The sequence below is a fragment of the Thiosulfatihalobacter marinus genome, from assembly GCF_016019955.1.
In the GTDB taxonomy this organism is placed as follows: Bacteria; Pseudomonadota; Alphaproteobacteria; order Rhodobacterales; family Rhodobacteraceae; genus Shimia; species Shimia marinus_A.
In genome coordinates, this window is record NZ_JAECRZ010000002.1 from 210,793 (window position 1) to 222,804 (window position 12,012).

12 protein-coding genes and 2 pseudogenes are annotated in these 12,012 nt (G+C 62.6%); 4 read left to right on the plus strand and 10 right to left on the minus strand.

The window, feature by feature from the left end:
* Window positions 1-7: 7 nt before the first annotated feature.
* On the minus strand, window positions 8-637 hold the full coding sequence (locus tag I3253_RS04020; protein WP_197916356.1) for a hypothetical protein: 630 nt from the start codon (window positions 635-637) through the stop codon (window positions 8-10).
* A 209-nt stretch (window positions 638-846) separates the two neighbouring features.
* On the opposite strand from I3253_RS04020, the gene I3253_RS04025 reads away from it, so the two are divergent.
* Both I3253_RS04025 and cueR read left to right on the plus strand, forming a co-directional pair.
* Complete coding sequence (locus I3253_RS04025) at window positions 847-3,357, plus strand: heavy metal translocating P-type ATPase (RefSeq protein ID WP_197916357.1); 2,511 nt, start codon at window positions 847-849, stop codon at window positions 3,355-3,357.
* Window positions 3,358-3,372: 15 nt separating this feature from the next.
* The gene (gene cueR / locus I3253_RS04030; protein WP_197916358.1) at window positions 3,373-3,780 is read left to right on the plus strand and encodes a Cu(I)-responsive transcriptional regulator; all 408 of its coding nucleotides are present in this window, start codon (window positions 3,373-3,375) and stop codon (window positions 3,778-3,780) included.
* A gap of 82 nt (window positions 3,781-3,862) precedes the next feature.
* Here the strand turns inward: cueR and I3253_RS04035 are convergent, their stop codons facing one another.
* The 6 genes from I3253_RS04035 to I3253_RS04060 all read right to left on the minus strand — a co-directional run bounded on the left by I3253_RS04035 (window position 3,863) and on the right by I3253_RS04060 (window position 8,289).
* Entirely contained in the window at window positions 3,863-4,321 is a 459-nt protein-coding gene (locus tag I3253_RS04035) for a diheme cytochrome c (protein ID WP_197916359.1), read from the minus strand.
* Between the two features lie 14 nt (window positions 4,322-4,335).
* Window positions 4,336-4,728, minus strand: a complete 393-nt coding sequence (locus I3253_RS04040; RefSeq protein WP_197916360.1) for a DUF1924 domain-containing protein — start codon at window positions 4,726-4,728, stop codon at window positions 4,336-4,338.
* Window positions 4,725-5,876: a cytochrome b/b6 domain-containing protein gene (locus I3253_RS04045; protein ID WP_197916361.1), complete on the minus strand. Its 1,152-nt coding sequence runs from the start codon at window positions 5,874-5,876 to the stop codon at window positions 4,725-4,727. The genes I3253_RS04040 and I3253_RS04045 overlap by 4 nt, the downstream gene beginning before the upstream one ends.
* Window positions 5,877-5,957: 81 nt before the next feature.
* On the minus strand, window positions 5,958-7,301 hold the full coding sequence (locus I3253_RS20690; RefSeq protein WP_197916362.1) for a sensor histidine kinase: 1,344 nt from the start codon (window positions 7,299-7,301) through the stop codon (window positions 5,958-5,960).
* Window positions 7,298-7,969: a response regulator transcription factor gene (locus I3253_RS04055; protein WP_197916363.1), complete on the minus strand. Its 672-nt coding sequence runs from the start codon at window positions 7,967-7,969 to the stop codon at window positions 7,298-7,300. Before I3253_RS04055 ends, I3253_RS20690 begins: the two co-directional genes overlap by 4 nt.
* Window positions 7,969-8,289: a PepSY domain-containing protein gene (locus tag I3253_RS04060; RefSeq protein ID WP_197916364.1), complete on the minus strand. Its 321-nt coding sequence runs from the start codon at window positions 8,287-8,289 to the stop codon at window positions 7,969-7,971. The genes I3253_RS04055 and I3253_RS04060 overlap by 1 nt, the downstream gene beginning before the upstream one ends.
* Window positions 8,290-8,414: 125 nt before the next feature.
* On the opposite strand from I3253_RS04060, the gene I3253_RS04065 reads away from it, so the two are divergent.
* Window positions 8,415-8,753, plus strand: coding sequence for a PepSY domain-containing protein (locus tag I3253_RS04065; RefSeq protein ID WP_197916365.1), 339 nt, complete (start codon window positions 8,415-8,417; stop codon window positions 8,751-8,753).
* A 65-nt stretch (window positions 8,754-8,818) separates the two neighbouring features.
* Here the strand turns inward: I3253_RS04065 and I3253_RS04070 are convergent, their stop codons facing one another.
* Both I3253_RS04070 and I3253_RS20415 read right to left on the minus strand, forming a co-directional pair.
* Window positions 8,819-9,253, minus strand: a complete 435-nt coding sequence (locus tag I3253_RS04070) for a DUF4405 domain-containing protein (RefSeq protein ID WP_232237147.1) — start codon at window positions 9,251-9,253, stop codon at window positions 8,819-8,821.
* Window positions 9,254-9,446: 193 nt separating this feature from the next.
* Window positions 9,447-9,731: pseudogene (locus tag I3253_RS20415) on the minus strand (integrase core domain-containing protein); the annotation flags it as partial.
* Window positions 9,732-10,453: 722 nt separating this feature from the next.
* On the opposite strand from I3253_RS20415, the pseudogene I3253_RS04085 reads away from it, so the two are divergent.
* A pseudogene (locus tag I3253_RS04085) lies at window positions 10,454-11,398 on the plus strand (serine hydrolase domain-containing protein).
* Between the two features lie 18 nt (window positions 11,399-11,416).
* Here I3253_RS04085 and I3253_RS04090 read toward each other — a convergent pair.
* Window positions 11,417-12,004, minus strand: a complete 588-nt coding sequence (locus I3253_RS04090) for a hypothetical protein (RefSeq protein ID WP_197916370.1) — start codon at window positions 12,002-12,004, stop codon at window positions 11,417-11,419.
* Window positions 12,005-12,012 lie beyond the last annotated feature (8 nt).

Sequence of the window (12,012 nt, forward strand, 5' to 3'; positions counted from 1 at the left end):
CGGGCCCCTAAAGGAAAAGCCTTGCCACGATGGTGATGGCCAGCGCAAAGGCAGCGCATGTCAGCGCCGCCGCCAGCCATGGCCGCAGGTTGTGCCCCCTGTCGCGGTGCGCGGCGGCGCGTGGCCAGACGGTATTGAACACCGTGGCGTAAACCGGAAGTGCCGCCAGCAGCGTTGCATACAGATAGACACCGGAAATATTCCCGAACAGCGCCGACCGCGCGAGGGTCGGCGCGACCACCCTCAGCGCGGTAGCCCTGCTGCCGCCGAAAGACCCGAACCAATCGGCCGACAACACATAGATCACCGCGTGCAACAGCACGAACACCGCAACCCGCAGCGGCAGGTCGACGGCGATCAGCATCCGGTAGGAACGCGCTGCCATGGGCTTGTCCATAATTGCCGCGAAGACGAAAAACCCGACATAGTTGACCGCGAACACCACAGGCAGCCCGTTGGTCAGAACCTGTCTCAGAAACCGGGTCAACGCCGGTCCGCCGCCTGCCAGATGCGCCGCGAAGCCGGGAGACAGCGCAATATACAGAACCAGAAGCGGAACCAGCCCCAGCACACTGGCGATCAGCGTGTTGCGGGCAAACAGCAGCCCGGGCATGTCGGTCGAGAAATAGCGGTCCATATCTCGCAGCTTGTCACAAATGTTCCGGGGCAGCGACCAAAACAAGTGGCGGCCCCCCGGACCCGGCCCGATTTGGCCTGTGTAACGGCGGCCTGCGGGCACCGTGATGCAGGAATTTGACCAATGTGTAAAAAAGTTCGAGTTTCGCCTTGACCCTCCTGTAACTGGAAGCCTTATGTGCTCTACTACATTAATTCCGAGGGTACGTGATGACAGACCAACAAACAGTTCAGTTCCAGATCGAAGGCATGAGCTGTGCCTCTTGCGTGGGCCGTGTCGAACGGGCGCTTGGCGCCGTTCCCGGCGTGTCCGGCGCCGCGGTGAACCTGGCCGGCGAAAGCGCCATGGTCACGCATGACGAAACGGTTTCGGCCGCGGATCTGGTTGGCGTGCTGAAAGAGGCGGGATACCCGGCGGTGGTGGACGAGGTGACGCTGGAGATCGAGCAGATGTCCTGTGCCTCTTGCGTGGGTCGCGTCGAGCGCGCGTTCCTGAAGGCCGACGGGGTGCTGACGGCGTCGGTGAACCTGGCGGCGGAAACGGCCACGGTGCGGTATGCGACGGGCGCAATCTCTCCGGCGCAGATTGCCGCCCTGTCCACAGAGGCGGGCTATCCGGCAAAGGTCAAATCGGCGGACACTTCTGACAAGGAAGAGCGCAAGGCGCATGAAATCAGGTCACTGGCGCGCCGGACCCTTCTGGGGGCGGTGCTGACGCTGCCGGTCTTTGTGCTGGAGATGGGCACCCATGTCATTCCCGGGATGCATGATGCAATCGTCGCGACGATCGGGATCCAGACCAGCTATTACATCCAGTTCTTTCTGGCCTCGATCGTTCTGTTCGGGCCGGGCCTGCAATTTTATACCAAGGGCTTTCCGGCGCTGTTCAAGGGCGCGCCCGACATGAACTCGCTGGTGGCGCTGGGAACCTCGGCCGCCTATGGGTTCTCGCTGGTCTCCACCTTCCTGCCCGGCCTTCTCCCGGAGGGCACGGTCAATGTGTATTACGAGGCGGCCGCCGTCATCGTGGTGCTGATCCTGCTGGGCCGCTTTCTGGAGGCCAGGGCCAAAGGGCGCACAGGCGAGACGATTCACAAACTTGTCGGCTTGCAGGCCAAGACGGCGCGGGTGGAACGTGACGGCGAGGTTGTCGAGCGTCCGATCGACGATATCGTTGCCGGCGACATCGTGCATGTGCGGCCGGGCGAAAAGATCGCGGTCGACGGCGTTGTGCTGTCGGGGTCGTCCTATGTGGACGAAAGCATGATCACCGGCGAGCCGGTGCCGGTGGAAAAATCCGAGGGCATCGAAGTGGTCGGCGCGACGATCAATGGCACCGGGGCGCTGACCTTCCGAGCCGAAAAGGTGGGCAGCGATACGATGCTGTCGCAGATCATCCGCATGGTTGAACAGGCACAGGGGGCAAAGCTGCCGATCCAGGGGCTGGTGGACCAGATCACGCGCTGGTTCGTGCCGGCGGTCATGGTGATCGCAACGCTTACGGTTGCGGCCTGGTTCCTGTTCGGGCCGGATCCGGCGCTTAGCTTTGCGCTGATCGCGGGTGTTGCCGTGCTGATCATCGCCTGCCCCTGCGCCATGGGTCTGGCCACGCCGACCTCGATCATGGTGGGCACGGGATCGGCGGCCGAGATGGGCGTGCTGTTCCGCAAGGGCGATGCCTTGCAGATGTTGCAGGAAAGCGCGGTTGTGGCGCTGGACAAGACCGGCACGCTGACCGCCGGGCGCCCGGCGCTGACCGATCTGATCCTGGCCGACGGCCTGGACGAAGACGAGGTTCTGGGCCTCGTGGCATCGGTCGAGCAGAATTCGGAACACCCGATCGCCGAGGCGATTGTCGCCGCCGCCCATGAGCGCGGGATCGCGTTGTCGGCCATCGACACGTTCGAATCCGTTACCGGTTTCGGGGTCCGCGCACAGGTAGGGGGCCGTACCGTGCTGGTGGGGGCCGACCGTTTCATGACCCATGAGGGTCTGGAGCTTGGCGCCCTGTCCGACCACAGCGAGAGCCTGGCGAAAAAGGGCAAGTCTCCGCTTTATGCCGCCATAGACGGCAAGGTTGCCGCCGTCATCGCGGTTGCGGACCCGATCAAGGCAAGCACGCCACAGGCCATCGATGCGCTGCACCGTCTGGGGCTGAAAGTGGCGATGATCACCGGCGACAACCAGGTCACGGCAAATGCCATCGCCGCCGAACTGGGGATCGACCATGTCGTTGCCGAAGTGCTGCCGGAAGGCAAGGTGGAGGCGCTGAAAGGGCTGCGCGAGCAGAACGGCAAGCTGGCCTTCGTCGGTGACGGCATCAATGATGCGCCCGCCCTGGCCGAAGCCGATGTCGGGATCGCCATCGGCACCGGCACCGATGTGGCCATCGAAGCCGCCGATGTGGTGCTGATGTCGGGCGACCTGCTTGGGGTGGTGAATGCGATGGATGTCTCGCAGCGCACCATGCGCAATATCCGCCAGAACCTGTTCTGGGCCTTCAGCTATAACACCTTGCTCATCCCGGTTGCGGCGGGTGTCCTGTACCCGTTCGGCGGCCCGCTTCTGTCGCCGGTCCTGGCCGCGGGGGCCATGGCCTTGTCCAGCGTGTTCGTGCTGACCAACGCGCTGCGCCTGAAATGGGTGCGCCCCACTGTCAAAGTGTCGCTTGCGCCTGCGCAACCGGCAACCCCGGGCCTGCAATCGGCCCCCGCAGAATAGGAAAGGAGACAGGTCATGAATATCAGCGACGTGGCCGAAAAATCCGGCTTGCCCGCGAAGACCATTCGCTATTACGAGGATATCGGCTTTATCAAGCCCCGGCGTTTGCCCAACGGGTATCGCGACTTTCAGGAGACCGAGCTGCACAAGCTGGCCTTTATCGGTCGCGCCCGCTCTCTGGGGTTCACGATTGATGACTGCCGCCGGCTTCTGGGTTTGTATAATGACCAGTCCAGGGCAAGCGCCGATGTCAAGCGGGTGGCGGAATACAATCTTCGCGAGATTGACGCCAAGATCGCCAACCTTCAGGCCATGCGGGCCACATTGTCCCACCTGATCGACAAATGCGCCGGCGATCATCGCCCGGATTGCCCGATCCTGGAAACCCTTGGCTCCGAGGATCGCCCGCACGCTGTGTCGTGATACCGGTGGCATCGCAACCGGCGGCCGGGCAGCCCGGCCGCCAATCATTCCGAAGGTGCGCGGCACGCCTTCGGCACGCGCGTCAGTCCTCGAAACTGCCCCGCTCCGCGCCACGGTGACAGGCGGCGCAGTTGGATATGGAACCTGCCTTTCTAAGCCGGTGCGCGGACACTTCGCCGTCATGTTCCGCGCGAAACCACGGCATGTCGGAGATGCGCAACGGCGTATCCGTGGCGGCCACCCCGTAGAGCAGACCCGAAGATCGCCCACCCGCGTCGGCGGCGTTTCCGGTCAGGTAGGTTTCGATCCGCGCGCTGGTGTCCGCATCCAGCGATGCGTCTTCACCGAAATGGTCCTCCAGCGTGGCCATGATCCGGCTCCAGGACCGCTGCGGCAGGAAACCGGCCGGATAGGCCATGTGGCATTCACTGCACTCGGCCAGGGCGACAGGATCGGACACCGGCGGCATGTATTCGCTCTCGTCGGCAAAGGCCGGTAGCGCGGTCAGCGCAAGGGCGGTCAGGGACAATGTGTGTTTCATGAAAAATCCTTTCATCAGAGAGAGTTAAGCCAGGAAATGATGTCTGCCTTTTCCTGGGCGGTGCAGGGGCGCCCCAGCACCGAGTTGCAGTTGCGCCCGAACCATTTTTCGACAAACTTCTGGTCGGTGAACCGCTCGGGGGCCACGCGCGGGGCCATGGGCGCTATCGCTTTGCCGGTGCGGGCCTGTCCGGCGCGCGTCGGATCGGCGGAATGGCAGGTGGTGCAGGACGGGGTATCGGGCTTGCCGCCGGTCTGGTCGGACAGGAACAGCGCCCGGCCGGCATCCGGGGCGGGCGGCGCGCCCGACTGGGCGCCATAAAGCGCGATCAGGTCTTGCGGCGAGGTGTCTTGCGCCAGCGCGGGCTGGGCCAGCAACAGGGCGGTCAGGGTCAGGACGTGTTTCACGGGGTCGGCTCCTTTGGAAGGGTTATCCGGAACGGGCTGAACCAGCCGGTTTCGGCATCCGCATGACAGGCTACGCAGTTTGATCGGCTGTAGACCGGGGCGCGCCGGAACGTGTCTGCATCGACAGAGTCATGCAGGCGTTTCCATTGCGCGGTGTCGGGCAGGGCGACCGGGGTGGTGTCGCGAAGGCCCGCCCAAAGCGTTGCGGGTTTGCTGTCTGTCGTGTCAGCGGCGTGCCGGCGCAGCCAGGTCGAAATCTGCGCGGCTGTTTCTTGCGGCAGGCTGGCATCCTCGCCGAAATGGTCTTGCAGCCCGGTCATCATCACCTGCCAGGACGCCGCCGGGCGCGTGGCGGGGTGATAGGCCATGTGGCACGCGGCGCATTCGGCGCTGTAAACCGGCGGGATCACGGCAACCGGCGGATTGGAAAGCGGGCGTTGCGACAGGTCGGTAACGGCCAGGGCGGACACAAGCAGGAGGCCGGACACCGACAGCACCGCAACGATCGGGTGCGCGGTTCGGGCAGGCGCCGCGATATCGCCCATGCGGCGCGCCTTGCGCCCTGTGATCATGGCGCGCGGCAGGTTTTCACCGCTGCGGCGGCTTTCGAATATCACGCCGCCCAGATGCAGAACGATCAGGCCCAGCAGGGCAAGGGCGGCGGTTTCATGGATCTCGCTCCACACGCCGCCCTGCGACGCGGGCAGGATCGCGGCCAGCGGTCCCGTTTTCAGCCCGCTGCCCAAGGCGGCCAGCCCGGTCGCGCCCAGACCAAGGATCAGCGCCAGCAATGCCAGCACCATCAGCGCCCCCAGCGGGTTGTGACCCAGGTGGCGCATATGGCCGGTGCCGCGTTTCAGATAGGCGACAACCTGTTGGCGGCTGGGCACGAACCCGGAAAACCGCGCATATGCCGGGCCGGTGAACCCCCAGACGATCCTGGCCGACACCAGCGCAACGGCAAACGTGCCAGAGACCAGATGCAGGCGGCTCCATGTGGCATCCAGGGCAAGGCCGGAAATCAGAGCGATGGTGACACTGGCCACCAGGCTCCAGTGAAACACGCGGATGAACCGATCCCACACAAGATGTCCTTCGCGGGGATTTGCTTGCAGGTACTCATCGGGTGGTGCGGAAAACGCGCTCATTGGGTCTGCCTTTTGTCAAACATGGTGGCAGTTTGACAAAAGCGCCCTGATGCGGGGCTGATGGGGGCTGTCAGGAAAGTGTCAGATTGCCGAAAGCGGCAGGGTGATGCGAACCACCAGCCCCGGATCGGCAGGCGCCAGATCCACCGAACCGCCCAGCGATTCGGCCAGATCGCGGGCAATCGCCAGGCCCAGCCCCGTGCCGCTTTCATCCGCGCGCGCGCCGCGCCGCTGGAGGGTTGCGATCTTGTCCTGCGCAATGCCCGCGCCGTCATCCTGAATGGTGACGGTGACCGCCTTGCCCTGTTTGCGCGCGCCCACGCGCACCGACTGGCGCGCATGGCGGGCGGCGTTTTCCAGAATCGCGCCCAGGATTTCGAAAAGATCCGCCATGTCCACTGCAACCATGATGTCGTCAGGCGTGTCGATCTCCCAGGTCAGCTTGTGCGGGGTGCTGGCCTTTTGCACGACGGTGACAACCCGGCCGACCGCCGCGGCCAGATCGGTGCGCGCCGCCGCCGCACGCGCCGCGATCCTGACCCGGTTCAGTTCGCGTTCCACATGCCGGCGCATTGTGTCGGCGGTTTTTTCGATCGAGTCCGCTGTGTCCGGCAGACCGGCCTCGCGGACCTGGCGGGCTTCGGCCAGCAGGGCCTGAAGCGGGGTCTTCAGCCCGTGCGCCAGATCCCCGGCCCGGTGGCGGGCCTGCTCGATATCCTTCTCGCGCTGGTCCAGCAGGGCATCCACCTCGCGGGCCAGCGGCCGGATCTCGGTCGGAAAATCGTCGCCGACACGCAGGCTGTCCCCGGCCCGGATGCTGGCCACCCGCTGTCCCACAGAGTTGAGCGGGCGCAGCCCCACAAAGATCTGGGCCACCCCGGCCAGAACAAGGAACAGCGCCAGCACAAGCGTAAACGGGAGCAGGTCTTCGCGGAAATCCTCGGTGCTCTCCTCCAGCTCAGAGGCGTCCATGGCGACAGCCACCCGGATGGCAGAGCCGCCAAGCCGCGCCGCAAGCTGCACCTTGCGTTCCATGACAAGCAATGTGCTGTCGCCCGGTCCGGGCAGGTCATGAACGTGAACGGCCCCGTCCGCGAGATGGTCGGCGGGCAGATCCAGCGCGAAATCCCACAGCGACCGGGACCGCAACTGCTGTGTGTCTGTTTCGATCTGCCAGTAAAGCCCGCCAAAGGGCGTGATGAAACGCGCATCCGCAGGTGCCGATCCGATTTGCAGATCGCCTGTTTCACCTCTTTCGACACCGGCGAGAATCTGGTCGAACTGAACCGCGAGCGAGTCAATGGCACGCCGTTCCACATGCGATGCGAACAACAGGCCCAGCCCCCAGAAGGCCAGCATCAGCGCCACCGATACCGACAGCGCGGAAGCCGCGAAAAGCCGAAGGCGCAGCGAGCCTGTTTTCACCCGCTCTCCTCCGCCGCCTCCAGGAAATATCCAAATCCGCGCCTTGTGCCGATGATGCCCGCCCCCAGTTTGCGGCGCAGCCGTGTCAGGATCGCTTCCAGCGCGTTGGCCTCGCGCGCGTCATCGTCCCCGTAAAGATGTTCCAGCAATTCGCCGGGCGGCACGATTCGGGCGCGATGCAGCATGAGATAGGACAGCAGCCGGTATTCCAGCGCCGTCACCGGCACCGGCACGCCGCGCACGGATACCGCCATCCTGTTCGTGTCGATCGCCAGATCGCCGCATGTCTGAACCGGCGCGCCGTGACCGGCAGACCGGCGCACCAGCGCGCGCGCGCGCGCCACAAGTTCCTCCATGCGAAAGGGCTTGGGCAGGTAATCGTCGGCCCCGGCCTCGATCCCCTCGACCCGTTCATGCCAGGCGCCGCGCGCGGTCAGCACCAGAACCGGCATTTCGCGGCCATTGGCTCGCCAGCGTTTCAACACGCTCAGCCCGTCCATGCCGGGCAGACCCAGGTCCAGCACCACAAGATCGAAATCTTCGGTGTCGCCCAGAAACCAGGCATCTTCGCCGTCTTCGGCGGTTTCCACATGAAACCCCGAAGCCTCAAGCGTGGCCTGAATGTCCTTGCGGATGATGGCATCGTCCTCGACCGCGAGAAGCCGCATCAGTCGTCCCTTTCCGGCCCGTTCGCTTGCCAGCCTTCCTGATCAACCCCAAGGATTTCGCCCGAAGCCGCATCCACCATGACCTCGATCATGCGGCCAGAGCCGGTGATCAGTTCCAGCTCATAGATGAACTGGCCGTCCTCGCGTTCGAATTCCACTTCCAGCAATCGCGCGTCAAATCGTTGCAAAACGTCCGGGATGATATCGGACAGCGGAATCACCTGGTTGCGGCGCACCGCGTCGCGGGCCGCGTCATGATCCTCGGCTGCCCAAAGCGGGCCGGCAAGGACACATAGAAGAAGGATTACGGCATGTTTCATAGGCGCAATCTATTGCTTTCCTGCTGACAGTTCCCTGACACGCCCCGTCAGACCGGCATCAGGGGCGGTATGAGAAAAGAGGGCATCCACAGGGCAATCCTGCCCGATTTCACAAGGAGAACACCATGAAAAAGACTCTTCTCGCCACCTCGATCATCGCAATTGCCGCCACGGCGGTCGTGGTCAATGCCGCCACCGACAAGATCGCCGCGCCCGCGCCAGCGAGCGTGACATGGATGCCGGTCGCCGAGCTTGTGACCAAGCTGGAAACCCAGGGCTATCAGGTTCTGGAGATCGAGCGCGAAGACGGCCGGTATTACGAGGTCGACATGCGCGACGCCAACGGATTCAAGGTTGAGGCCTATCTTGATCCCGCGACAGGCGAACCGCTGGCGTACAAGCCCGACGATGATGACCGCCGGTCGGGCATGAAGCGCGAATATGGCGAAAGGGACGACGACTGATCCCCGGCCCACTTGCCAATGCCACAGCCCCCCACGACAATTTTCCGCCGTGGGGGGCTTGCCCGTCATTTCACCAGAATGCCGTTCTTGAATGCTTCGTTCAGATCCACCAGCCAGCTTGCCGGCGGCCATCCCAGCAGGGTCAGCGCAACCAGCCCAATCACAAGGCAAAGACCTGCCAACGCCTCGCGCCGATACCCGCGCGGGCGCATGCGGTTGCCAAGGATCATGGTCTTGAAGCTTCGCCAATGTAGCGCCGCGTGCCATAGCGCGACCGCGACAAACAGCGCCGTCATTACGATGTGGATATCGCTCCACAACTGGCGGTGGATGCCCATCACCTGCCAGTCAAGCGAGTTGGCCAGCTTGCCCCTGGGCGCCAGAAACAGCACCAGCCCGCTGATCAGCATGACCATGGACGAAAAGGTCACGCCGAACAGCGACAGCGCGCGGCTGTTCACCTTGGGACGGGTGTGAGATACGGGGCTTGTTCCGGACATTGTCGCCTCCATTCCTGCCGCGCCCATGATGGCACGACCATGCGCCGCGCGCCTTGATCCAGATGAAATGCGGCGCCCCGAAAAGCGCGGGAGGGCGCGCGAAACTCTTTCGGCCAAACCGGAACGTATGCGCGAGTTGGCATGAGGTACCCCTAGAATAGTAGACACTTGCCTGTTTCAGTTTGAGCTGTCCTTCTTCGATTTCGACGGGCGATCGAATGCCGTTGTTCGTGTGTTTGCGTTTCGGGGCGTAGAGCATCTCGAAGTAGTCGATCACGTCCCGTCTTGCGTCGTCGCGCGCCGGGTATGCGCGCCGTCTGATCCGCTCCCGTTTCAAAAGCTGGAAGAAGCTCTCGGCAACGGCGTTGTCGTGACAATCTCCGCGCCGGCTTTTGCTGGGTTCGAGATTGCGTTGGCGCTGGAATGCCTGCCACTCACGGTCGGTGAACCAAGATCCCTGATCGGAATGCTGAACCACGCCGGTTTTGCCGGAGCCGCCAACTCATGAGTAGGATGGAGCATCCAGACAAATACAACGAGCAAGTATCCACCAGACCTGCACGAACGTGCTGTGCGGAAAGTAGCGAGCGAGCAGGGTTGAGATTGAGGTTGTTGTTGATCACCTTGCCACAATGGGGATTGTCGGCGTACCACCTGCCATGCAACTGAAAACAGCCGCCTGAATTCGAAGGCTGGACTCCATCAATTATGGGGGGATTACCATCAAATCCGCGTTTCGTTGATTGCTCGAATTCGGGGTTGGGGTTAGAAATACAATCTGACCGCATAATGAGCGGATGTGCGTTTCTCTCAGATCCACGCAAAAGGAAATTCAATATGAATAATTGGAATTCCAACCTTTTGTCGCTTGCGATGGCTCTTTTCATACCGGTTGCAGCGAACGCCCAAGATCGAACACCTATCGAAGATTTCATGGACGGATTTCCGATTGAGCTCGCGGAACGCACCAAATCGGCGAGTCTATTGACTTGGCTGGCGGGCGGAGACGAGTCCGTTTACTGGAACATGCGCACCTCGGAAATCGTACCGACCGCGATCTTGCCGCGCCGGCTGCCGACCATGCAGTTCGGCGAGCAGCTGATCCCGCAGATCGGTGCCATCGAGGCCGAGACAGAGAACTGGGGCACCATGACGCTGAACCAGTTCCTTGCCCGGCCCGACAGCTATTCGCAGGCCTTCATGGTCGTGTACAAGGGCAATGTGGTTTTCGAATCCTATCCGCGGATGCGACCGTCTGATGCCCACGTCTGGATGTCGAATTCGAAGCCGACCGCGTCCTTGTTGGTGGACATCCTTATCAGCGAGGGCTTGATCGATGACAGCGCTTCGATTGCCGAGTATGTCGATGAATTCAAGGGGACCGCGTGGGAAGGTGTCACGGTCAACCACGTGATGAACATGGCCAGCGGGCTGGATATTGACGACACGGCCGCGACCCGCGCCGACCCGAACTCGCACGCGCACCGGCTCTATCTTGCCGAGTTCGGATTTCCGGTAAACGGTAAAGTCTAAAAGCTGATCGATGTCATGGCCGATGCCCAGCCGGGCAGCGAACCGGGGCAGAAATTTGTCTATGCCTCGGCCCATACACAGGCGCTGGTTTATCTGGTCGAAGCGGTGACCGGTGAACGCTGGGCGCAGACATTTGACCGGCTGGTCTGGTCCAAGATCGGCTCTGAAGGTCCGCTTCAGGTCCACACCACGCCGGACGGTGTCGCGCTTGCACACGGCGTGATCTCCAGCCGCCTCGGCGATATGGCGCGCTATGGCATGCTCTACACGCCAAGCTGGGAGAAAATTGCGACCGAGCAGGTCGTCACCGATGAAATCCTGACCCGCATACGCGAAGACGTGCAGTCGCACGAATTCCTGATGGCCGGCGTCAATGGCCCCGTTTTCGCCAGCATGCTGGAAAACACCGACAAGCCAAGCTTTGTCTCCAGCTCGCGCCAGTGGGATGTACTGTGGCCCGATGGCGATATGTGGAAAGGCGGGATGCAAAGCCAGGGGATGTATGTCTCGCCCGACAAGGATCTGGTGATCGTATATGTCTCCACCAACACGAAGGACCACTCGATCCATCGCTGGGCGCGCAGGATCGCGACGTCGGGGTATTTCGACTAGGGTGTGTCAGCACCGAGACTAAAACCACTTGGAGCGTGTTCCCGAATGCGTCAGCACCGGGAACACGCACTGTTTTTCCCACCGGCAATTCCGCCCGGCCCCATTTACAACAGTTGACTTTCCTTGATCAGAGTTGTCGCTTTCACATTTTGCGCCGCGTTGGCTTTGCCAGCCCTCGCGCAAGATTTCGATCTGGTCATCCGGAACGGACGCGTCATGGATCCAGAGACCAATCTGGATGCCATCCGCAATGTCGGGATCAATGGCAGGCGTATCGAGGTCGAGATCGATGCCGATATCTCTGGCGCAGAGGTGATCGACACCACCGGCCGCGTGGTCGCGCTGAGGTTCATCGACCCGCATTGTCGCAGGCAGAACCCATTCGGGATCAATTTGGCTTTGCAGGGCGGGGTTACGACGGCGCTTGAACCAAAGCTTGGCGCCTATCCCGTGCCAGCCTAACACGAGCCCAAGGCAGGCAAGATGCAGGCCAATTACGGAACCTCGGCCAGCCACCTTGGCGCCCGTTTGCAATGGCTCTACGGCATTGGCAGCAACGTGAGCGGACAGCCGCTTTTTTCCGATGTGGCATGCAGGGCTGCGCATATCGGCAC